Here is a 21,853-nt window from a genome sequence, read left to right as displayed (position 1 = left end):
ATGGCCCTGCACACGACGTAGGCTGTCTTCCTGCCCGCCACGAAGGCAGGTGTCCCTGCGTCGTGAGCTCCCGTCCGTCTCAACCCCCAGGAGTTGCTCACATCCATGGCCGCTGGCTCCGGTGACTCGTTCGTCCACCTCCACGTCCACACCGAATACTCGATGTTGGACGGCGCCTCCCTGCTCGATGGGCTCTTCACCCGGGTGCGCGATCTGGGCATGACCACGATCGCCATGACCGACCACGGCAACCTGCACGGTGCCTACGACTTCTGGTCGAAGGCGAAGAAGCACGACGTCAAGCCGATCATCGGCATCGAGGCCTACGTGACGCCGGGCACCGCGCGTGGTGAGCGTCGTCGGGTGCGCTGGGGCAAGGGCGACGTCGCCGAGGAGGGCGGCAACGACGTCGCCGGTGGCGGTGCCTACACCCACATGACGATGTGGGCCGAGACCACCGAGGGCATGCACAACCTCTTCCGGCTCTCCTCCCGCTCCAGTCTCGAGGGCTACTTCTACAAGCCCCGCATGGACAAGGAGATCCTCGCCGAGCACAGCAAGGGCATCATCGTCTCCACCGGCTGCCCGAGTGGTGCGATCCAGACCCGGCTGCGCCTGGGCCAGTACGACGAGGCCCTGCGCGAGGCCGGCGAGCTGCAGGACATCTTCGGCAAGGACAACGTCTTCCTCGAGTTGATGGACCACGGCATCGACATCGAGAAGCGGGTCCGCGAGGACCTGCTCCGGCTGGGCCGTGACATGGGCATCCGGCCGATCGCCACCAACGACTCCCACTACAACAACCCCGAGGACGCCGACGCCCACGACGCCCTGATCTGCGTCGCCTCCGGCAAGCGCCTGGCCGACCCCAACCGGCTCAAGTTCGACGGTGGCGGCTACTACATCAAGTCCGCGGCCGAGATGCGCGAGCTGTGGGCCGACCGCTTCGGCATGCCCGAGGCGTGCGACAACACCGTCGAGATCGGTGAACGCTGCAACATCGAGTTCACCGAGTCGACCGGCGGCTACATGGCCCGGGCCGACATCCCCGCGGGCGAGACCGAGGAGTCCTGGTTCCGCAAGGAGGTGTGGCGGGGCATCGAGTCGCGCTACCCCGGTGACCGGCTCACCCAGGAGGTCCGCGACCGGGTCGAGATGGAGCTCGGGATCGTCTCCCAGAAGGGCTACTGCGGCTACTACCTCGTGGTCGCCGACTTCATCAACTGGTCGAAGGACAACGGCATCAGGGTCGGCCCCGGCCGTGGCTCGGGCGCTGGCTCCATCGCTGCCTACGCCCTGCGCATCACCGACCTCTGCCCCCTCGAGCACGGCCTCTTCTTCGAGCGGTTCCTCAATCCCGAGCGTCCCTCGATGCCCGACTTCGACATCGACTTCGACGACGGACGGCGTGGTGAGGTCATCCAGTACGTCACCCAGAAGTACGGCGCCGAGCGGGTCGCGCAGATCGCCACCTTCGGCCGACTCAAGTCGAAGGCTGCGATCAAGGACGCAGCGCGCGTTCTCGATCACGGGTTCGCCATCGGTGACCGCATCACCAAGGCGCTGCCGGCCGACGTGATGGGCAAGGGCGTGCCCCTCAAGGAGCTCTTCAACGAGCAGCACAAGCGCTACGGCGAGGGTGGCGAGTTCCGCACCCTCTACGACCAGGACGTCGACGTCCGCACGATCTACAAGACCGCGGTCGGTCTCGAGGGGCAGATCCGCAACTGGGGTGTGCACGCTGCCGGCGTGATCATGTCCAGCGAGCCGTTGATCGACATCGTGCCGATCATGACGCGGCCCCAGGACGGCGCGGTGATCACCCAGTTCGACTACCCGATGTGTGAGTCGCTGGGTCTGGTCAAGATGGACTTCCTGGGTCTGTCCAACCTCCGGATCCTCGAAGACGCCTTGGTCAACATCGAGGCCAACCGCGACGAGAAGGTGGTGCTCGAGGAGCTCCCCTTCGACGACCGGGCGACCTACGAGCTGATGGGCCGTGGTGACACCCTGGGCGTCTTCCAGCTCGATGGTGGTGGCATGAGAGCGCTGCTCCGGTCGATGCAGCCCGACAAGTTCGCCGACATCACCGCCGTCAGCGCGCTCTACCGTCCGGGCCCGATGGGCGCCGACTCACACAACAAGTACGCGCGCCGCAAGAACGGCCGTGAGCCGATCGAGCCGATCCACCCCGCACTCGAGGAGGCCCTCGAGCCGGTGCTGGGTGAGACCTACGGTCTGATCGTCTACCAGGAGCAGGTGATGGCGATCGCCCAGGTCCTGGCCGGCTTCACCCTGGGTGCCGCCGACAACCTCCGCCGCGCGATGGGCAAGAAGAAGAAGGAGGAGCTCGACAAGCAGTACGCGGGCTTCCAGGCAGGGATGCTCGAGCGTGGCTACCCGCAGGAGTCGATCGACACCCTGTGGGCGATCCTGCTGCCGTTCTCCGACTACGCCTTCAACAAGTCGCACTCAGCGGCCTACGGCGTCATCACCTACTGGACCGCCTACCTCAAGGCCAACTACCCGACTGAATACATGGCTGCGCTCCTGACGTCCGTGAAGGACGACAAGGACAAGATGGCGATCTACCTCAACGAGTGTCGCCGGATGAAGATCCAGGTGCTGCCCCCGACGTCAACGAGTCGGCCGCCAACTTCACCCCGGTGGGACGCGACATCCGGTTCGGCCTCACCGCGATCCGCAACGTGGGGCACAACGTCGTCGACGGCGTCATCCTCGGCCGTGAGAAGGGGCGTTACAGCGACTTCAACGACTTCATGGACAAGGTGCCCTCGACGGTCTGCAACAAGCGGGTCATCGAGTCCTTGATCCAGGCCGGCGCCTTCGACGAGATGAAGCACAAGAGGCGGGCGCTGCTGGCCATCCACGAGGCTGCGGTCGACCAGTACGTCGACATCAAGAAGAACGAGGCCATCGGTCAGGACTCACTCTTCGGAGGGCTCTCCGAGGAGGACTCCGGGTTCGGGGTCTCGGTCACGATCCCCGAGATCGACGAGTGGGACAAGATGACCCTGCTCAGCAACGAGCGCAACATGCTGGGTCTCTACGTCTCCGATCACCCGCTGCTGGGTCTGGAGCACGTGCTCTCCCAGGGCACCGACTGCAGCATCGGTCAGCTGATGCTCGACGAGGACCGGCCCCACGGCTCGATGCTCACGGTGAGCGGCCTGGTCACCAGTGTGCAGCGCAAGATCACCAAGCGCGGCGACGCCTGGGCAACGGTGACCCTCGAAGACCTCGATGGCGCCATCGAGGTGCTCTTCTTCCCGAGTGCCTACCAACTGGCCGGCCCCCATCTGGCCGAGGACTCGATCATCCGAGTCAAGGGCAACCTGTCACGCGACAAGGACCAGCCCGAACTGCGCGGTCAGGAGGTCAGCCTGCCCGACCTCAACGACGGACCGTCGGGACCGGTGGTCATCTCGTTGCCGTCCACCCGGTGCACGCCGCCGGTGGTGGAGTCGCTGAAGGACGTCTTGGCGACGCATCCGGGCATGACGGAGGTGCAGTTGAGGCTGCTGACCCGCAACTCCACGACCGTGCTCCGTCTCGATGACCGGCTGCGAGTGACACCCTCCTCGGCGCTGTTCGCCGACCTCAAGCAACTTCTGGGGCCCGGATGCCTGGGACAGTGACCGACGAGCGCGCTTCTCGCGCGGGTCTCCTCCGCCAGGCCGCAGTGACGCTCGCTGCCTTCGTGGTGGCCGGAGTGGTGGCTGCGGGGTGCTGGTTCTGGTGGTGGTCGCCGGCTCCGGAGACCCACACCTATCTGATCGATGGCGGCCGACCGTTCTTCGAGCCCGACCAACAGTTCCGCAGCACCGGGCTCTATCTCGCGGTCGCCGTGCCGTTGGGGCTGGTGCTGGGGGCGATCTTCTTGTGGATCCACGACCACGACGAGCTCGTCACGCTCGGCCTGGTCGTGGGGTCGGCGATCGTGGCGGGGTTGGTCATGGTCGGGGTCGGGGCACTCATCGGCCCCGGCGAGCCGGCTCCGATCGACCTCACGGCCGACTACCCCGATGGCTACCCGAGCGTGCAGGCGGCACTGCGTGCCTCACCGGTCGCCTGGTTCCTCGGCTTCCCGGGAGGTGCACTCGTCGGCTCCGTGCTGGTGCTGGTCGGGTTCCCGGGCGACGCCGCCGTACGCCGTGTCGACCCCGCAGCCGTCGACGTGCCGCCGTCCGGCCAGCAGCCGGTGTCCCACGACGCCTGACCACGAGGTCAGTCACCGGGCGATCGCGGCATACCGTCCCTCGGTGACCTCGACCAGGTCATCGGGTGCGAGCGCGACCTCGAGACCGCGTCGACCACCGGAGACGTGCACGGTCTCATGCAGGATCGCGGTTTCGTCGATCACCGTCGGGTGAGTGCGTTTCTGCCCGATCGGGGAGATGCCGCCCACGACGTAGCCGGTGGCCCGCTGCGCAATCGCGGGATCGGCCATGGCGGCCTTCGAGCCACCCATCGTCCGGGCGAGCGCCTTGAGGTCGAGCTGCCCCGTGACCGGCACGACCGCCACGACGAGGCAGCCGTCGACGTCGGCGAGCAGCGTCTTGAAGACCGAGGTCGGATCGACCCCGAGCGCCTCCGCGGCCTCGAGGCCGTAGCTGGTGGCCCGCGGGTCGTGATCGTAGCCGAGCAGGGTGTGCCTGATCCCGGCTGCGCTGAGGGCAGCCACTGCCGGCGTACCGGCGGGCGCTCTGCGGGCGGCCATCAGTTCGGACTCCAGGAGTTGCGGCCAATGCCGAGTGCCGGCAGCGACGGCAGCGCCGACATCGTGCGGATCTCCTCCTCCAGCAGCTCAGTGGCCAGAGCGAGTCGCAGGGTGACGTCGGACTCCTCCAGCAGCGCCTGTCGTTCCGGCATGGTGAGCATGCTGGCGGCGGAGATGCTCCACGACAGCATCGTCGGGTCCTGGGGAGCGCGCCCATCAGCAACTCCTCACCGCTGATGTCGGAGAGCACGTGTCGATAGGTGTCGAAGGTGCTCGTGGCGCGGAGCACGAACTCCTCGGCACGTTCGGGAAGCGGGTCACGGAGGAGTTCGACCTCTCCCTCGGGATAGTCGCCGTCCTGGTGGAGCCGGTCGAGCCGGATCCGGGAACGGCCGACGGCCTCGATCTCGACGCTGCCGTCGGGGGCGACTTCGGCCTCGGTGAGCTGGAGCAGGCAGCCGATCCGGAACCAGGACTGCACCGGTGTCCCGACCTCGTGCCCGTCACGGATCGCAACCGTGCCGAAGAGCCGCTGCGCGGGATCGTCCTCGTCGAGCAGGTATTCCACCATCTGCAGGTAGCGGTCCTCGAAGACCCGGAGTGGGACGACCTGTCCCGGCATGACCACCGTGTTGAGGGGGAAGATCGGGATCGTCGCGCTCACGTTCGCCAGCCTACTGGCCGCGTGTCGCGCTCCGCGGAGCGTCCGGGCGCGTCACGCGGCAGGATGTCCCCATGTATCGCGTGAACCGCCATGTGCTCGAGGTGGGCGTCGGCCTCTGGCTGCTCGTCGACCTGCAACGGGTCTGGGCACCGTCCTTGATCACCATCTTCGGTCAGGCGGCGAGCACGCCCCGGAGCTGATGGGTCTCTTCGCGCTCGCAGTGGTCGCTGCGCCGGGGGTGCTGCTCTCGTTGCTGCGTGACAGCGGAGCGCATCGCAGGGCAGTGATGGCCACCTGGTGCCTGGTGGGAGCGCTCCTGGCCCGTGTCGTCGTCCAGGTGGTCGACGGTGGCAAGCCACAGCTGTGGGGGGCGACGGTCGGGATGGTGCTCGCACTCGCCTGGCTGTCGCTGTCGGCACGACACCGTGGCTCGGACCTGCTGGGAGGTGTCTTCCTCGGTCTCGCCGCGGCGAGCTTCTCCCACGCCGCCCTCGGCACGTGGGGCGCGGTGTGGCGCGACGACGCCTGGGCCTGGGGACTGCTGGCACTGCAGGCGGCACTCGTCGGTCGGGCCTTCGTCACCCGGGAGCAGCCGACGGACGGTCCCGCGCCCCGGATGCTCTGTCTCGCCCTCCTGCCGGCGCTGCTCCTCGCCGGGATCGCACTGGCCAACGTCGGTCGGGCCTCCGCTGACACCGGCCACCTCGGTGCCGCACTGGTGGCCGGGACGACGGCGGCGGCCGCAGGAATCGTGCTGTGGCGCCCGTCCCTGCCGCGCAGCGTGGTGGTCGTGGACGCCGCTGTGCTCGTGTTCGCCACCTTCATCGTGATGTACGGCGACCCGGGCGAAGGCATCGCGTTCGCGGCAGCGGTCGGTGTGATCGCACTGGCCGGCGTACTCATGGCGCTGGTGGGGTCGGCGGCCGAGGCTCCGGCCGGTGGCCGCGACCCGATCTGGGCGCTGTGGGCCGGCGGGCTGGTGTGGGTGGTGCTCTTCTTCGCCTACTACGCCGGCTACGACCTCGGCTATCGCGCCGACTGGCTCGTGGTCGCCCTGGCAGCGGTGCTGGCAGTTGCGGGTGTCTGGGCCGCCTTCCGCGACGCGCCCGCCGCGCACGGTGGACTCCGCAGGGGGCACGGCCTGCGGTGGCACTCGTGGCCGCTGCGGCGGTCACATTCGCATTGGCTTGGGTTGCCCCACACGCCACCGTGCGTCCGGTGACCGTGGAGGCGGTCGATCGCAACCCCGGGCTGACGGTGATGGCGTGGAACCTCCGGATGGGCTACGGCACCGACGGCCGCTTCCGGGTGGAGGAGGTGGCCGAATTGATCGCCGAGGAGGCACCCGACGTGGTGCTGCTCAGCGAGGTCGATCGTGGCTGGCTGCTCAACGGCGGTCAGGACCAGCTCAAGATCCTGGCTCGGCTGCTCGACATGGAGGCCCACTTCGGGCCGGCCGCAGATCCGGTGTGGGGCGACGCCATCCTCACCGCCGAGCCGGTGCGCTGGGAGACGCAGCCGCTGCCGGACTTCGGCGCGGTGACCGGCGCACAGATCATGGCGGCGACGGTGACCAAGGGAGGTCAGGAGTACGACGTGCTCTCGACCCATCTCCAGCCCGCCGGGCACGGCCCCGACCAGGGTCGGTTGTTGCAGGCGCAGCGGATCGCGGACTTCGCGCAGGAGCGGATCACCGAAGGCCGCCCGCTGATCCTCGGCGGCGACTTCAACCTGTCGCCGGGCACGGAGAGCTGGCTCGCGCTGCTCGACGCCGGTCTCGACGACGGTCTCGCCGATGCCCGACCGCTGTTCACCTCGCCGGCTGATGCGCCCGAGGAGCAGATCGACCACCTCTTCGTCTCCCGGGGCACCTGGGTCACTGCGGCGTGGGCGGTCAGCACCCAGCTCTCCGATCACTTCCCGGTGCTCATCACCGTCGCGCCGCCGACGACGGTCTGACCCGCTGGTAGCAGTTGTGGCGCCCCGCCGAACGCCGAAGCGGACTCCTGCCCGGCCCCGGAGTATCCTTGGCACTCGGATCGAGTGAGTGCCAGACAGGCAGCGTCGGAAGGCGAGGAGGAGCGATGGTTGTCGAGGACCGGCGGCTGGCGGTGCTCCGAGCCATCGTGGAGGACTACGTCTCCACGGAGGAACCGGTCGGCTCCAAGGCCTTGGTCGAGCGGCACCAACTGGGGTCTCCCCGGCGACGGTCCGCAACGACATGGCCGCCCTGGAGGACGAGGGGTTCATCACCCAGCCGCACACCAGCGCCGGTCGGGTGCCGACAGACAAGGGCTACCGGCTCTTCGTCGACCGCTTGACCCAGGTCAAGCCGATGTCGACGGCCGAGCGACGGGCCATCGCCTCGTTCCTCGACGGCGCCGTCGACGTCGACGACGTGGTGCAGCGCAGCGTCCGGCTGCTCTCCCAGCTCACCCGCCAGGTGGCGGTCGTGCAGTACCCGACGCTCAGCAACAGCACCGTGCGCCACGTGGAGCTGGTGTCGCTGACGCCGACTCGCCTGCTCGCCGTACTCATCCTCAGCACCGGTCGCGTCGAACAGCGCCTGGTCGAGCTCGACACCGAGGTCTCCGACGACGGCCTCGTCGAACTGCGCACCACCCTCAACTCCGCCGTCTCCGGCTCCCTGATCGCAGACGCGGTCACGGCGCTGGGGAGTACGGCGCAACCTTGCGCCCGGAGCTCGCCGCGGCCGGCCGGCTGGTCGCCACCGTGGTGCGCGAGGCCATGTCCGATCATCGGTCGGACGGGCGCGTCGCAGTGAGCGGCGCAGCCAACCTGACCCGGTTCGGCGAGTTCGACACCACCATCCGGCCCCTGCTGGAGGCGATCGAGGAGCATGTCGTGCTTCTCAAGCTGATTGGAGAGACCGGCAGCGACGGGCTGGTCACCGTCCGGATCGGTCACGAGGGACCCGTGCAGAGCCTGGCCACCACCAGCGTGGTGGCCGCGGGTTACGGCCCGGGTGAGCAGTCGGTCGCCTCGCTCGGCATCGTCGGCCCCACCCGCATGGACTATCCCGGCACCATGGCCAGCGTGCGGGCCGTGGCCCGATACGTCTCCCGCATCCTTGACGAGGCCTGACCCGCCCGGTCAGGTACAGACGAGAACACAGAAGGACAGATGAGTCAGGATCTCTACGAGCTCCTCGGGGTCTCCCGGGACGCCGACGACGCGACCATCAAGAAGGCCTACCGGAAGCTGGCGCGTCAGCTGCACCCCGACGTCAACCCCGACCCGGAGACGCAGGAGAAGTTCAAGGAGGTCAGCCACGCCTACGAGGTGCTGAGCGACCCCGACAAGCGCGCCCACTACGACCGGGGCGGCGATCCCTTCGGCGGCGGCATGGGTGGCGGCTTCGGGCAGGGGGCCGGCTTCTCCTTCACCGACATCATGGACGCCTTCTTCGGCGGCCAGGGGGGACAGGCCCAAGGCGGCAGGGGCCCGCGATCGCGGGTACGCCGTGGCCAGGATGCCCTCATCCGTCTCGAGATCGAGCTCGCCGAGGCCGCCTTCGGTGTCACCCACGAACTCAAGGTCGACACCGCGGTGCTGTGTGAGACCTGCAAGGGCGAGGGTGCTGCTGCCGGCAGCCACCCGGTCACCTGCGTCACCTGCCACGGGGCCGGCGAGGTGGCCCAGGTGCAACGGTCCTTCCTCGGTGAGATCCGCACGTTGCGTCCCTGCCCCGCCTGCCGGGGATTCGGCAGCACGATCCCCGACCCCTGCCGCGACTGCTCGGGCGACGGCCGGGTGCGTTCGCGTCGCACCATCACCGTCAAGATCCCTGCCGGAGTCGACACGGGCACCCGGGTGCAGCTCTCCGGTCAGGGCGAGGTCGGCCCGGGTGGCGGTCCGGCCGGCGACCTCTTCGTCGAGATCCAGGTGGCCCCCACGACACCTTCAAGCGTCGCGGCAACGACCTGCTGTGCCAGGTCAGCGTGCCGATGACGGCAGCGGCGTTGGGCACCCGGCTCACACTGCCGACGCTCGAGGCCGATGTCGCCGGGGAGGGCAGTGAGGTCGAGACCGAGTTCACCCTCGACATCGCGCCCGGCACGCAGTCCGGCACCGAGCAGGTCCTGCGGGCGCGCGGCGTTCCCGGGCTCCGCTCGACCGGTCGCGGCGACCTGATCGTCACCGTCATCGTCGACACCCCGTCGAAGCTCGACGAGCGTCAGGGCGAGTTGCTGCGCGAACTGGCGGCGCTGCGGGGCGAGGAGGCGCCGCAGGGTGCGCTCAACAACCAGCACAAGTCCGTCTTCGGTCGCCTGCGCGACGCGTTCAACCCGCACTGATCGCATGAGCGCCCACGTGCACTGGGTCCCTGAGCTCGGGGGCGCCGAGGTCGGGTCACTGGTCGAGGTGACCGGCGACGAGGCCCACCACGCGGTGGCCGTACGCCGGCTCCGAGTCGGTGAGGAGGTGGTGCTGACCGACGGACGTGGCACGTCCCTGACCGGCACCGTCGACGAGGTGGCCAAGCGCCGTTTCACGGTGCGCGTCGACGCGCACCGGTTCCTGGCGCGTCCGGGGCCCGAGTTCACAGTGGTGCAGGCCGTGCCGAAGGGTGAGCGCGGAGAGCTTGCCGTGGAGATGCTCACCGAGCTCGGTGTCGACACGATCGTGCCGTGGGCGGCGCAACGCTGCGTGGCGCTCTGGCGCGGTGAACGGGCCGAGAAGTCCCGCAACAAGTGGGCGGCAACCGCGCGTGAGGCTGCCAAGCAGGCCCGCCGGAGCTGGTTCCCCGACGTCACACCGATCGCCTCGACCGACGAGGTCCTGGCGCTCGTCGCCGATGCTGCCCAGGTCTTCGTGCTCCACGAGGAGGCGACGATGCCGCTGGCCGGTCTGGTTCCGGACGCGACCGGGCCGATCGTGCTCGTCGTCGGTCCCGAGGGTGGGGTGAGTCCGGAGGAGGTCGAAGCCTTCGCACGGGCCGGGGCACCCGCCGTACGGTTGGGGCCGGAGGTGCTGCGGACCTCCACGGCAGGGGTGGCGGCGATGTCCGCCTTGTTGGCGGGCTCGGCGCGCTGGCACTAGGTTCTGCGTGATCTCGGGGCCGTTCAGGGGGATCCCTGATTCAAACGGCCCTCAGGGTGGGAGAGTCTTGACTCATGAAGCGACAACTACTGGGGCTGGTGCGGCGCGGTGCGCTGCGGCTGATGCCCGCTCGGTCAGTCGATCTGTCGCGCCTGGACAAGATCCCCGACAGCCTCTCGTGGCCGCTGAAGCGTGATGGGTTCGACCCGCCGGCACGACTGGCCGAGGTCCGGGCGGTCGATCCGGTGCACAAGCTGGGATCGTTGTTGGGCATCGACATCTGGCTCGTCACCGGCGAGGAGGCCGGGCGGCAGGCGTTGACCGAGCAAGACGTGTTCAGTACCGACATCAGGCCCTACGTGGGCAAGCGTGGGGCCGCCGACGGAGACATCGGTGGGCTCGGGTTCACCGACCCGCCCGACCACACCCGGTTGCGCCGCCTCATCACGCCGGAGTTCACGATGCGCCGGCTGCAGCGGATCCAACCGTCGCTGGACCGGATCATCGCCGGTCAGCTCGACGAGATCGAGTCCCGTGCGCGGGTTCATGACGTCGTCGACCTGGTGCCGTCCTTCGCCTTTCCCATCCCGTTCCTCATGATCTGTGAGCTGCTCGGTCTTCCCGACAAGGACCGCGAGACGTTCCGCGAGCTCGGTCACGCCCGCTTCGACGTGACGACCGGTGGGGTGGGGGCGCTCGGTGCGATCTCGGAGTCCCGCGAGTTCCTGAAGGAGGCGACGGCACGGCAACGACGGGAGCCCGGTCCCGGGCTGATCGGCCAGATCATCCGGGAGCAGGGCGACGAGATCTCCGACTACGACCTGGCGGGCCTCGCCGACGGGGTCTTCACCGGCGGCATGGAGACCAGCGCGGGCATGCTCGCCATGGGCACCTCGGTGCTGCTGGGGCACTCGACCGCCTGGAAGCGGATGGGGGCCGAGCCCGACTTCGTCGCCCCGGCGGTGGAGGAGCTGCTGCGCTATCTGTCGGTGGTGCAGGTGGCCTTCCCACGATTCGCCAAGCAGGACGTCGTGGTGGGCGGTCAGCACGTGCACGCCGGCGACGTGGTGCTGGTCTCGTTGCCCGGCGCTGACCGTGATCCGGTCTTCGGCGACGCTCCCGACAGCTTCGACCCGGACCGCCCGGTCCGCTCGCACCTCGCCTTCGGGCACGGCATCCATCGCTGTGTCGGCGCCGAGCTGGCGCGCATGGAGCTCCGTGCGGCGTACCCCGCCATCGCCCAGCGTTTCCCCGAGATGCACCTCACCGACGACGACCACGAGTTCATGCCGAGCTCCCTGGTCTACGGCGTGCGCCAGGTGCTCGTCCGTCCCCACGGCTGAGCGACGCCGTACCCCGGCAGCGACGGCCAGGACCAGATAGTCCCTGACGTTCTTGCACCAAGATCGAATTCTTGGGAGCAAGAACGTCAGGGACTAACCCAGCTGGGGGTTGGTCACTCGACGACGATGGTGCGTGTGTCCTCGTCGGGGCCGGAGCCCTCAGCGCCGCCGGAGGGGTCGTCGTTGTGGAAACGGAGGACGTACTCGCCCGGCTCCAGGTCACTGACGTCGATCTCGACCTCCCAGGGGAAGAGCTTCTCGTCCATCCAGCCCTCGGCGGTGCCGAAGCCGGAGGCGACCTCTTCGCCGTCCTTGAGGATCTGGTAGCCGACCCAGGCCTCGAAGCCGTTGTTGACGCCGGTGGCCGTGAAGGAGCCCGAGACGGTGGCGCCCTCGGACGGTGAGCTGATGCTCATCAACGACAGCGTCTTGGTCGCCTTGCCGGCGTTGAGCGGCTCGGCGGTCGGGACGCCCAGGATGGTGTCGCTGGGCGAGCCGCCGAGGGTGATCTGCACCGGCACCCGGCCCTCGCCGTTGGCTGCCTGGGCGGTGTACACGAGCTGCTGCAGGGCCATCTTGGCCTCGCGGGCCGTGACGCCGGACGCCAGGTCTGCGGGGACACCACCCAGGTCGACGGTGATGAGATCGGAGGTTGCCTCCGCGGAGTTGACCGCGGTGCCGTCGGGCCAGGCACTGCGGTAGTCGGGGTCGTTGGGTGTGCCGACGACGGCCGCCTCCAGGGCGGGGGTCAGCTTGTCGCTGCCCGACAGGCTCTGGAACTCCCGGTAGAGCACCGGACCACGACCAGCATCGCCGACGTAGTAGACGGCGACCGCGGAGGACTCGACGGGCTCGTCGGTCTCGGAGGTCGTGTCGCTCGTCTCGGCCTCGGTCGGACTGGGGTCCTCGGACGTGCTCTGGGAGGTGTCGTCGGTGGGCGAGCCTGCGGGATTGGCGTCGTCCTTCTTGTCGTCGCCGCCGAACCCGCCGGACCAGGCGATCACCCCGATCACGGCGGCAGTGGCGATCGCGGCGCCACCGGCGCCGAAGAGGACGGGACGTCGTGCGGACATCTTCTTCTCCTTGGTCTTGCTCTTGATGGTGGTGATTCCCTCGTGCGGTTCGACATCGCCGACGGCCTCGTTGAGGAGGCGACGGATCTCGTCGTCGTGTTGGTTCATCGGCGTTCCTCCGTCGTGCCGGCGGCCGCGGAGCCGGCCAGGTGGGTGCGCAGGGCGGCGGCCCCACGGGAAGCGTGCGACTTGACCGCGCCCCTGCTGATGCCGAGCGTGTCGGCGATGTCGGCCTCGGACAGGTCCAGGTAGTAGCGCAGTGCGAGCACCTCGCGCTGGCGCCGGGGAGGGCAGCCAGGGCGTCGAGTACGGCGGCGCGCAGCTCGCCTGCCAGGACCTCTTCGTCAGCGGCTGGCCCGGTGGGCATCGGGGCACGGGCTTCACGGGCCTCGTGCCGGGTGACGACGCTGCGGTGGCGCAGCACCGACCGGCTGCGGTTGACCACCGACTGGCGCAGGTAGGCAAGTGCCTTGTCGGGATCGCGCAACTTGCGCCAGCGACCGTGCATTGCGATGAACGCGTCCTGCACCACCTCCTCGGCGGTGCCGACATCACGCACGAGCAGCACCGACAGGCGCACGAGTTGCCGCCAGTGCGCGGCATAGAGCGCGCTCACCGCGGTGTCGGCGTCCCACGGCTCGTGGGACCGGCTCACCGGGTCTGCCCGATCCGAGAGGAGTGCATGGGTGGTCACGCTAGTACGACGCGCGTCCCGGGCGGTCGGTTTACCTGCGGGGCGGCTCAACGTGTCGGAATCCCGGCTGTGGTTATCCTCACGCCATGAGCGCAAGCACTGACTGCATCTTCTGCAAGATCGCGGCCGGCGAGATTCCCGGCGACATCGTCGGGGAGACCGAGCTGTCGGTGGCCTTCCGCGACCTGATGCCGCAGGCGCCGACCCATGTTCTCGTGGTGCCGCGTGGTCACCACGAGAACGCTGCCGCCGTCGCCGAAGCAGCCCCCGACACGTTGGCAGACATGTTCCTGCTGGCCCGCACGGTCGCCGAGCAGGAGGCGCTGGAGGGGTACCGCGCGGTCTTCAACACCGGCGCGGCCGCGCAGCAGACCGTTTTCCACGCGCATCTGCACGTGATCGGCGGGCGCCCGTTCACCTGGCCACCGGGCTGATCGGCGCCACCCGAGCGCTCTCGACTGTGTTCCAGGCGACCTCGGCTGGGATCCGGGCGACCTCGGCTGGGATCCGGGCGACTTCGGGTGGTCATGGGAATGTGCCCCCGCGGGGCGGCGCCGTACGATGGACGGCACGATGACAGACACCCCTCACAAGGATCCCAACCGCACCCGGCACACCGTGGTCGTGCCGGCCAGCATCAACATGGTCAGCCTGCTCGGCCCAGCCGACGAGTTCCTGACTCGCATCGAGCGGGCCTTCGACGTCGACCTGCACGTGCGCGGCAACCAGATCACGATGCACGGCAACCCGGCCGAGATCGCCCTCGTCGAGCGCTGTCTCGAGGAGCTGGTCACCCTCATCCGCACCGGTCAGGGCATCTCCGCCGAGACCGTCGAGCGGGTCGCCGGCATGCTCCACACCGAGACGCAGGCGCGTCCTGCCGACGTGTTGAGCATGAACATCCTGAGCAACCGCGGACGCACGATCCGGCCCAAGACGCTCAACCAGAAGCGCTACGTCGATGCGATCGACAACAACACCATCACGTTCGGCATCGGCCCCGCGGGCACCGGCAAGACCTACCTGGCGATGGCCAAGGCCGTGCAGGCGCTGCAGGGCAAGGAGGTCAACCGGATCATCCTGAGCCGCCCGGCCGTCGAGGCGGGGAGAAGCTCGGCTTCCTGCCCGGCACCCTGACCGAGAAGATCGACCCCTATCTGCGGCCGCTCTACGACGCGCTGCACGACATGATGGATCCCGAGACGATCCCCAAACTGCTGGCCGCCGGCACCATCGAGGTCGCCCCGTTGGCCTTCCTGCGTGGCCGCTCGCTCAACGACTCCTTCATCATCCTCGACGAGGCGCAGAACACGACCCCCGAGCAGATGAAGATGTTCCTCACTCGGCTGGGCTTCGGCTCCAAGATCGTCGTCACCGGCGACGTGACCCAGGTCGACCTCCCGGGCGGCACCAAGTCGGGGCTGCGGGTCATCCAGGACATCCTCACCGACATCGAGGACATCTCCTTCAATCGCCTCACCAACCACGACGTGGTGCGGCACCGCCTGGTCGGCAAGATCGTCGAGGCGTACGACGAGTTCGACACCCGGGGCGAGCGTGCCCGGGCAGAGCGCAGAGGACAGCAGCAGTGACCATCGAGGTGATCAACGAGTCCGGGCACGAGCTCGACGTGCAACGGCTCTCGAGGCTGAGCCGCTTCGTCATGGACCAGATGCGGGTGCACCCGCAGGCCGAGCTGTGCATCAAGGCGGTCGACGAGCCGACCATCGCCCATCTCAACGAGCAGTGGATGGAGAAGGAGGGTCCCACCGACGTGCTTGCCTTCCCGATGGACGAGTTGCGCCCCGGCCTGGTCAACACGGAGCTCGAGGAGGGCGTGCTCGGCGACCTGGTGCTGTGCCCGACCATCGCCGAACGTCAGGGTGAGACCGCCGGTCACGGCAAGCAGGCCGAGATCGACCTGCTCACCGTCCACGGCATCTTGCACCTGCTCGGCTACGACCACGCCGAGCCGGACGAGCACAAGGAGATGTTCGGCCTCCAGGCCGACCTGCTCGTGCAGTGGCAGCAGTCCGCCGCGACGCAGGCCTGATCCCCGATGGAGTCTGCGGATCTCTGGTCGCTCACCGCGATCGTCGTCCTCGTCGTGCTGGCGGGGCTGCTGACCGCGGCCGATGCCGCCCTGAGTGCCTTCTCACGCGCCCGGGCGGAGGAGATCGCCTCCGAGGGCAAGGCAGGCTCACGCCGCCTGCTCCAGGTGCTCGACGACCCGGCGCAGTACCTCAACACGGCGCTCTTCCTGCGCATGCTCTTCGAGGTGTCCAGCATCGTGGTGGCCACCCACCTGGTGGTGTCGACGGTCGAGGGCTGGTGGCAGACCGTGCTCATCACGATCGGGGCCATGGTCATCGTCTCCTTCGTGGTGATCGGGGTGGCGCCGCGCACCGTCGGCCGGCAGCACTCGGTGCCCGTCGCACTCGCGTCGGCCGGACCGTTGGTGCTCATCACCCGGGTCCTCGGCCCGTTGCCCAAGCTGATGATCCTGCTCGGCAACGCACTCACCCCGGGCAAGGGTTTCAGCGACGGCCCGTTCTCGTCCGAGACCGAACTGCGCGAGCTCGTCGACATGGCGGAGGCGTCCAGCGTCATCGAGGACGGTGAGCGCAAGATGATCCACTCGGTCTTCGAGCTCGGCGACACCGTGGTGCGCGAGGTGATGGTGCCGCGCAACGACGTGGTCTTCATCGATCGTCACCGGAACCTCCGGCAGGCGCTCTCGCTCTTCCTGCGCAGCGGTTTCTCCCGGATGCCGGTGGTCGGCGAGAATCTCGACGACGTCATCGGCGTCGCCTACCTCAAGGACGTCTCCAAGCGGGTCTTCGACGACGCCGAGGCCGAGCTGACCGAGCGGATCGACCAGCACATGCGCACCGTCCACTGGGTGCCCGGGGTCAAGCCGGTCGACGACCTGCTGACCGAGATGCAGGCGCGCCGCCAGCACATCGCCGTCGTCGTCGACGAGTACGGCGGCACTGCCGGCCTGGTCACCATCGAGGACGTGCTCGAGGAGATCGTCGGCGAGATCACCGACGAGTACGACGCCGGTGAGGTGGAGGTCGAGGCCCGTGAGGACGGCTCCTTCCTGGTCTCCTCGCGCTTCCCGATCGACGACCTCGACGAGCTCTTCCCGGGTCACGACGTCGACGACGAAGACGTCGACTCGGTCGGCGGCCTGCTGGCCAAGGCACTCGGCCGGGTCCCGATCCCCGGCTCGGCCGCTGCGATCCACGGGCTGCGCTTCGAGGCCGAGGGCACCGCTGGTCGACGCAACCGGGTCGACCGGGTGCTCGTCAGTCTCGAGACACCGGCCGACGCGCTCGACGCCGAGACTGACTACGCTGATCCCCATGCCTGAGGCCACCGAACTCTCTCCCGAGGACCGCAAGCTCGTCACCCTCGCCCGCGCCACCCGTGCGCGGACCGGAGCGGCGCAGGGGGCCGCCGTACGCGACCTCGACGGGCGTACGTACGCCGGAGCGACGGTCACCTTGCCCTCGTTGCAGATCTCCGCGGTCGGCGTGTGCCTGGCCATGGCCAACTCCTCGGGATCCCAGGGACTCGAGGCCGTCGTGGTGATGGGCGCCGACGTGCTCGCGGAGCCCGACGCGGCTGCGATCAAGGAGTTCGCCGGCGACGATGTCGTCGTCCACCTCGTCTGACACCGCCTGCACGACACGGCACTCCAACTGAGCGGAAAGAAGTTGGCAGGTGCATCCGACCGGACTACGTTGGGGGTGTGACTGCTCCAGTCGTGACCTCCCCAACCTTGCGAGGATGGGGCCAGCACGAGGCGGCCGTGTCACGGCTGCGTGCCTCGATGGCCTCGATCCCACCCGGCCGGCCCGTGAGGCTCGCCAAGAAGACGTCCAACCTCTTCCGTCCGCGTGAACCGGTCACCGGCGCGCTCGACGTCTCGGGTCTCGACGGCGTCATCGCCATCGACACCGCGGCGCACACTGCCGACGTGCAGGGCATGTGCACCTACGAGGACCTCGTTGCTGCCACGTTGCCGCACGGCTTGATCCCGTTGGTGGTGCCACAGCTGCGCACCATCACCCTCGGCGGCGCGGTGACCGGCCTGGGCATCGAGTCCACCAGCTTCCGCAACGGCCTGCCGCACGAGTCGGTGCTCGAGCTCGACATCCTCACCGGTGACGGAGAGGTGGTCACGGCGGCCCCCGACGGCGAGCACGCCAACCTCTTCCACAGCTTCCCCAACTCCTACGGGAGCCTGGGCTACGCGACCCGGCTGAAGATCGAGCTGGAGGCGGTGCCGGCTCTCGTGTGGGTGCGCCACGTGGCCTTCACCGACGCCGATGAGTTCGGCCGGGTGGTCGAACGGGTGGTGGAGACCGGGCAGTGGGAGGGGCACCGGGTCGACGCGGTGGATGGCGTCGCGTTCGCACCGGACGACCTCCGGTTGACGCTCGCCCACTGGGGCGCCGGCCCGCGTGCGGGGCGGGAGCCCTCCGACTACACGGGCCAAGCGATCTACTACCGCTCCGTGGCGGAGCGCGACGACGACCTGCTCACCATGCACGACTACCTGTGGCGTTGGGACACCGACTGGTTCTGGTGCTCAGGCGCGTTCGGGCTCCACAACCCCACCGTTCGCCGGTTGTGGCCGCGCCGCTGGCGTCGCTCCGACGTCTATCACAAGCTGGTCGGACTCGACCGGCGTCACGGCATCGTCGACCGCATCGACAGGTGGAGGAAGCGACCGCAGCGAGAGCGCGTCATCCAGGACATCGAGGTGCCGGTCGAACGGCTGGGCGAGTTCCTCGACTGGTTCGACGCAGAGGTCGGGATGCGACCGGTCTGGCTCTGCCCGCTGAGGCTGCGCAACGGCGACACGGGCGCTGAGCGGCCGTGGCCGACGTACCCCCTCGAGCCCGGCCGCACCTATGTCAACGCAGGTTTCTGGGGCACCGTGCACGTCGGCCCCGATGCACCCCATGGCCCGGTCAACCGGGCGATCGAGGCCAAGGTCGAATCACTCGACGGCCACAAGTCCCTCTATTCGGAGGCGTTCTACGACCAGGAGACGTTCGATCGTCTCTACGACACCGACAACCTCAACCGGCTGCGGGATCGCCATGACCCCGACGGCCGGCTCACCTCACTCCACGACAAGGCGGTCCGACAGCATTGAGCCTCCTCACCTCAGTTTCTCTCGCCGAGACCGTCGACGGACTGCTCGTCGACGGTCTGCCCATCCGCTTCACTGCGTACGACGGAAGCGCGGCCGGTCCCGAGGACTCGCCCTACACACTGCACCTGGCCAGCGAACGCGGTCTGGCCTACCTGCTCACTGCGCCGGGTGACCTCGGCATGGCGCGCGCCTACGTGAGTGGTGACCTCGAGGTGCACGGCGACAGTCCCGGCAATCCCTATGCCGTGATGAGTCTGCTGCTCAACCACCTCGACTTCCGGCGCCCCGGCGTGGTCGAGACGGTCAACCTGCTGCGCAACATCGGGCTGAGCAACCTGGTGCCGCCTCCGCCACCCGCCTCCGAGCACCTGCCGCGCTGGCGTCGTGCCGTCGAGGGCCTGCGGCACTCGCAGGCACGTGACGCCGAGGTGATCGCCCACCACTACGACGTCTCCAACCGCTTCTACGAGATGGTGCTCGGGCCGTCGATGACCTACACCTGCGCCGTGCACGCCGACAACGACGTGTCGTTGGAGGAGGCACAGTTCGCGAAGTACGAGCTGATTGCGCAGAAGCTCGCGCTCAAGCCCGGTCAGCGACTGCTGGACGTCGGGTGTGGCTGGGGCGGGATGGTCCGCCACGTGGCCAAGGAGCACGGGGTGAAGGCGCTCGGCGTCACCTTGTCGGCCAACCAGGCCGCGTGGGGGCAGGCGAAGATCCGGGAGGAGGGCCTCGAAGATCTCGCCGAGGTTCGTCACCTCGACTACCGCGACGTGAAGGAGGGCGGGTTCGACGCAGTCAGCTCGATCGGCCTCACCGAACACATCGGGGTCGCCAACTACCCGGCCTACTTCGGGTTCCTGCGGGAGCGGCTGCGTCCTGGGGGCCGGCTGCTCAACCACTGCATCACCCGGCCCCACAACCGGCCCACGAGCACCGGCCAGTTCATCGACCGTTACGTCTTCCCCGACGGCGAGCTCACCGGCTCGGGCACCATCGTCGCGGCCGTGCAGGACGCCGGGCTCGAGGTGCAGCACACCGAGAACCTGCGCACCCACTACGCCCGCACGCTCGCCGGCTGGTCACAGAACCTGGCCGACAACTGGGACGAGTGCGTGGCCGAGGCCGGCGTCGAGATCGCCCGGGTCTGGGGCATCTACATGGCCGGGTCGCGCATCGCCTTCGAACGTGACGAGATCGAGTTGCACCACGTGCTGGCCACGCGCAACCACGACGACGGCGACAGCGAGTTCCCGCGGCGCCCCGACTGGACCCCCTGACGCCGAGGTCGCCCAGTTTCCTGCCCAGGTCGCTCAAGTCGTGGCCAGGGCATGGCGCAGGCTGGGCGGCCCGTGGGTCCTGGACCTGCGTGTCGACGTACCCTAGGGCGGTGACGACCCGAGCCGCCCAGTACACCGCGACGGTGCTGCGTCGCGAGCAGCTCTCCGACCACCTGGTCCGCCTCACCCTCGGTGGTGACGGATTGGCCGACTTCACCTCCACCGGGATCCCCGACGAGTGGGTGGGGCTGGTGGTGCCGGGCCAGTTCCAGAGCCGCTACTACACCGTACGTCGCTGGTCGGGCGGCGAGCTGGTGCTCGACGTCGTGGTCCACGAGAGTGGGCTGGTGACCGAGTGGGCAGCCGGTGACTGCGTCGGCGACGAGGTCGTCATCAACGAGGCCAAGGGCTCCTTCGACCTGCCCGAGGGGCCCGATGGCTGTTGCTCGTCGGTGACCTGACGGCACTCCCTGCCATGGCTCGAATCGCCGAGTCGGTGACCGACGTGCCGGTGAGGATCTGGGCCGAGGTGCCCGACGAGGTCGCCGACTACCTGCCCGAGGGGCCGGCGATCACCTGGCTCGACGCGGAGTCCGGCACCAGTCACCTGAGCGACGCCGTGGAGACGATCGAGTGGCCCGATGGTGAGGGCTACTTCTGGATGGCGGGGAGTCCGCCCAGATGCGGGCGATCCGCAAGAACCTGATGCGGGTGCGCAGACTGCCGAGCCATGCCTACGACGTGATGGGCTACTGGCGGGCCACGGCCGGCAGGCAGCCGCGGAAGGTCGACCCCGGTCCGATCTATCGGGCGGGCAAGGCAGCAGGAAAGACCGATGAGCAGATCTGGGCCGAATACGACGCCGCACAGGAGCGCAACGATGCATGAGACCGGCGAAGACTTCCGCAGCGGGTTCGCCTGTTTCGTGGGACGACCCAACGCAGGCAAGTCCACGCTGACCAACGCATTGGTCGGTCAGAAGGTCGCGATCACCTCGTCGCGCCCCCAGACCACGCGCACGGCGGTGCGTGGCATCGTGCACCGCGACGACGGACAGCTCGTGTTGGTCGACACTCCCGGGTTGCACAAGCCCCGCACACTGCTGGGAGAGCGCCTCAACGACATCGTGAAGACCACCTGGGCCGAGGTCGACGTGGTGGCGGTGTGCTTCCCTGCCGACGAGAAGATCGGCCCTGGTGACCGCTTCATCGTCAACGAGCTTGCCAAGGTGCGCCGGACGGTGCGGATCGCGGTGGCGACCAAGACCGACCTGGCCACGCCGGAGCAGCTCGGCGAGCACCTGCTCGCCATCCAGAAGCTCGGCCAGGAGACCGGCACCGAGTGGGCCGAGATCGTGCCGGTGTCGTCGGTGTCCGGCGACCAGGTCGACCTGCTCGCCCAGCTGCTGGTCGCGATGATGCCTCCCGGCCCGCCGCTCTATCCCGAGGGTGACCTCACCGACGCGCCCGAGGAGATCCTGGTCGCCGAGCTGATCCGCGAGGCCTCGCTCGAGGGCGTGCGTGACGAGCTCCCGCACTCCATCGCGGTCGTCGTGGAGGAGATGCGGTTGCGTGAGGACCGCCCCGCCGACAAGCCGCTGCTCGACATCCATGCCAACGTCTTCGTGGAGCGTTCCTCGCAGAAGGGCATCGTGATCGGCCACAAGGGTTCGCGGCTGCGTGACGTGGGCACCAACGCCCGCAAGCAGATCGAGGCGATGCTCGGCACCCCGGTCTTCCTCGACCTGCACGTCAAGATCGCCAAGGACTGGCAGCGCGACCCCAAGCAGCTGCGGCGGCTCGGTTTCTGACGCGGCCCCGA

Annotated in this window: 20 protein-coding genes and 6 pseudogenes; 20 read left to right on the top strand and 6 right to left on the bottom strand. The window is 68.7% G+C overall.

The features are described 5' to 3' along the window. Positions 1-105: 105 nt before the first annotated feature. Together dnaE and L1066_RS25535 are read left to right on the top strand one after the other, a co-directional pair. Positions 106-3,659: pseudogene (gene dnaE, locus L1066_RS25540) on the top strand (DNA polymerase III subunit alpha). Beyond that, a complete protein-coding gene (locus L1066_RS25535) occupies positions 3,656-4,240 on the top strand; it encodes a hypothetical protein (RefSeq protein WP_235735392.1) in 585 nt (194 codons plus the stop codon). The pseudogene dnaE and the gene L1066_RS25535 overlap by 4 nt, the downstream one beginning before the upstream one ends. Before the next feature lie 12 nt (positions 4,241-4,252). Here the strand turns inward: L1066_RS25535 and ybaK are convergent, their stop codons facing one another. The 3 genes and pseudogenes from ybaK to L1066_RS29045 all read right to left on the bottom strand — a co-directional run. Then, the gene (gene ybaK / locus L1066_RS25530; protein WP_235735393.1) at positions 4,253-4,741 is read right to left on the bottom strand and encodes a Cys-tRNA(Pro) deacylase; all 489 of its coding nucleotides are present in this window, start codon (positions 4,739-4,741) and stop codon (positions 4,253-4,255) included. Continuing rightward, positions 4,741-4,932, bottom strand: coding sequence for an LON peptidase substrate-binding domain-containing protein (locus L1066_RS25525; protein ID WP_235739150.1), 192 nt, complete (start codon positions 4,930-4,932; stop codon positions 4,741-4,743). The genes ybaK and L1066_RS25525 overlap by 1 nt, the downstream gene beginning before the upstream one ends. A gap of 116 nt (positions 4,933-5,048) precedes the next feature. Continuing rightward, positions 5,049-5,363 (bottom strand): annotated as a pseudogene (locus tag L1066_RS29045) (LON peptidase substrate-binding domain-containing protein); the annotation flags it as partial. Positions 5,364-5,476: 113 nt separating this feature from the next. Between L1066_RS29045 and L1066_RS27315 the strand changes: the two are divergent. The 7 genes and pseudogenes from L1066_RS27315 to L1066_RS25485 all read left to right on the top strand — a co-directional run bounded on the left by L1066_RS27315 (position 5,477) and on the right by L1066_RS25485 (position 11,812). After that, positions 5,477-5,605: a hypothetical protein gene (locus L1066_RS27315; protein ID WP_283095297.1), complete on the top strand. Its 129-nt coding sequence runs from the start codon at positions 5,477-5,479 to the stop codon at positions 5,603-5,605. Next, positions 5,605-6,627 carry a hypothetical protein gene (locus L1066_RS25515; protein ID WP_235739148.1) on the top strand — a complete coding sequence of 341 codons (1,023 nt, stop codon included), beginning with the start codon at positions 5,605-5,607 and terminating at the stop codon, positions 6,625-6,627. The genes L1066_RS27315 and L1066_RS25515 overlap by 1 nt, the downstream gene beginning before the upstream one ends. Next, positions 6,624-7,364 (top strand): endonuclease/exonuclease/phosphatase family protein, encoded by a 741-nt coding sequence (locus L1066_RS25510; protein ID WP_235739147.1) that lies wholly within the window; start codon positions 6,624-6,626, stop codon positions 7,362-7,364. Before L1066_RS25515 ends, L1066_RS25510 begins: the two co-directional genes overlap by 4 nt. Before the next feature lie 125 nt (positions 7,365-7,489). Beyond that, positions 7,490-8,510, top strand: a pseudogene (gene hrcA, locus L1066_RS25505) (heat-inducible transcriptional repressor HrcA). A 39-nt stretch (positions 8,511-8,549) separates the two neighbouring features. Next, a pseudogene (gene dnaJ / locus L1066_RS25500) lies at positions 8,550-9,724 on the top strand (molecular chaperone DnaJ). A 4-nt stretch (positions 9,725-9,728) separates the two neighbouring features. Further along, positions 9,729-10,469 (top strand): 16S rRNA (uracil(1498)-N(3))-methyltransferase, encoded by a 741-nt coding sequence (locus tag L1066_RS25490; protein WP_235739144.1) that lies wholly within the window; start codon positions 9,729-9,731, stop codon positions 10,467-10,469. Between the two features lie 74 nt (positions 10,470-10,543). Beyond that, complete coding sequence (locus L1066_RS25485) at positions 10,544-11,812, top strand: cytochrome P450 (protein ID WP_235739143.1); 1,269 nt, start codon at positions 10,544-10,546, stop codon at positions 11,810-11,812. 113 nt (positions 11,813-11,925) lie between these two features. Here the strand turns inward: L1066_RS25485 and L1066_RS25480 are convergent, their stop codons facing one another. From L1066_RS25480 to L1066_RS28240, 3 genes and pseudogenes are all read right to left on the bottom strand, one after another. Beyond that, positions 11,926-12,993, bottom strand: coding sequence for a Gmad2 immunoglobulin-like domain-containing protein (locus L1066_RS25480; protein ID WP_235739142.1), 1,068 nt, complete (start codon positions 12,991-12,993; stop codon positions 11,926-11,928). Beyond that, a complete protein-coding gene (locus L1066_RS25475; RefSeq protein ID WP_235739141.1) occupies positions 12,990-13,154 on the bottom strand; it encodes a sigma factor-like helix-turn-helix DNA-binding protein in 165 nt (54 codons plus the stop codon). The genes L1066_RS25480 and L1066_RS25475 overlap by 4 nt, the downstream gene beginning before the upstream one ends. 200 nt (positions 13,155-13,354) lie before the next feature. Further along, positions 13,355-13,444, bottom strand: a pseudogene (locus L1066_RS28240) (SigE family RNA polymerase sigma factor); the annotation flags it as partial. 221 nt (positions 13,445-13,665) lie between these two features. On the opposite strand from L1066_RS28240, the gene L1066_RS25465 reads away from it, so the two are divergent. The 11 genes and pseudogenes from L1066_RS25465 (at position 13,666) to era (ending at position 21,842) form a co-directional block, all read left to right on the top strand. After that, a complete protein-coding gene (locus L1066_RS25465) occupies positions 13,666-14,013 on the top strand; it encodes an HIT domain-containing protein (protein WP_235739140.1) in 348 nt (115 codons plus the stop codon). 139 nt (positions 14,014-14,152) lie between these two features. After that, positions 14,153-15,171 (top strand): annotated as a pseudogene (locus tag L1066_RS25460) (PhoH family protein). Further along, complete coding sequence (ybeY, locus tag L1066_RS25455) at positions 15,168-15,632, top strand: rRNA maturation RNase YbeY (protein ID WP_235739139.1); 465 nt, start codon at positions 15,168-15,170, stop codon at positions 15,630-15,632. Before L1066_RS25460 ends, ybeY begins: the two are co-directional and overlap by 4 nt. 6 nt (positions 15,633-15,638) lie before the next feature. Then, positions 15,639-16,955: a hemolysin family protein gene (locus L1066_RS25450; protein WP_235739138.1), complete on the top strand. Its 1,317-nt coding sequence runs from the start codon at positions 15,639-15,641 to the stop codon at positions 16,953-16,955. Beyond that, positions 16,948-17,259: a cytidine deaminase-like protein gene (locus tag L1066_RS25445; protein WP_235739137.1), complete on the top strand. Its 312-nt coding sequence runs from the start codon at positions 16,948-16,950 to the stop codon at positions 17,257-17,259. The genes L1066_RS25450 and L1066_RS25445 overlap by 8 nt, the downstream gene beginning before the upstream one ends. A gap of 77 nt (positions 17,260-17,336) precedes the next feature. Beyond that, positions 17,337-18,752 carry an FAD-binding oxidoreductase gene (locus L1066_RS25440; protein WP_235739136.1) on the top strand — a complete coding sequence of 472 codons (1,416 nt, stop codon included), beginning with the start codon at positions 17,337-17,339 and terminating at the stop codon, positions 18,750-18,752. Next, positions 18,749-20,032, top strand: coding sequence for an SAM-dependent methyltransferase (locus L1066_RS25435; RefSeq protein WP_235739134.1), 1,284 nt, complete (start codon positions 18,749-18,751; stop codon positions 20,030-20,032). Before L1066_RS25440 ends, L1066_RS25435 begins: the two co-directional genes overlap by 4 nt. Positions 20,033-20,142: 110 nt before the next feature. Next, entirely contained in the window at positions 20,143-20,493 is a 351-nt protein-coding gene (locus L1066_RS25430; RefSeq protein WP_235739132.1) for a siderophore-interacting protein, read from the top strand. Positions 20,494-20,507: 14 nt separating this feature from the next. Next, complete coding sequence (locus tag L1066_RS25425) at positions 20,508-20,738, top strand: SIP domain-containing protein (RefSeq protein WP_235739130.1); 231 nt, start codon at positions 20,508-20,510, stop codon at positions 20,736-20,738. Then, the gene (locus L1066_RS25420; protein ID WP_235739129.1) at positions 20,714-20,920 is read left to right on the top strand and encodes a hypothetical protein; all 207 of its coding nucleotides are present in this window, start codon (positions 20,714-20,716) and stop codon (positions 20,918-20,920) included. Before L1066_RS25425 ends, L1066_RS25420 begins: the two co-directional genes overlap by 25 nt. Next, on the top strand, positions 20,913-21,842 hold the full coding sequence (gene era, locus L1066_RS25415) for a GTPase Era (RefSeq protein ID WP_235739128.1): 930 nt from the start codon (positions 20,913-20,915) through the stop codon (positions 21,840-21,842). Before L1066_RS25420 ends, era begins: the two co-directional genes overlap by 8 nt. Positions 21,843-21,853: the final 11 nt, after the last annotated feature.

Source organism: Nocardioides alcanivorans, from assembly GCF_021555175.1.
GTDB lineage: Bacteria > Actinomycetota > Actinomycetes > Propionibacteriales > Nocardioidaceae > Nocardioides > Nocardioides alcanivorans.
This window is presented reverse-complemented; position numbering and strand designations above follow the sequence as displayed.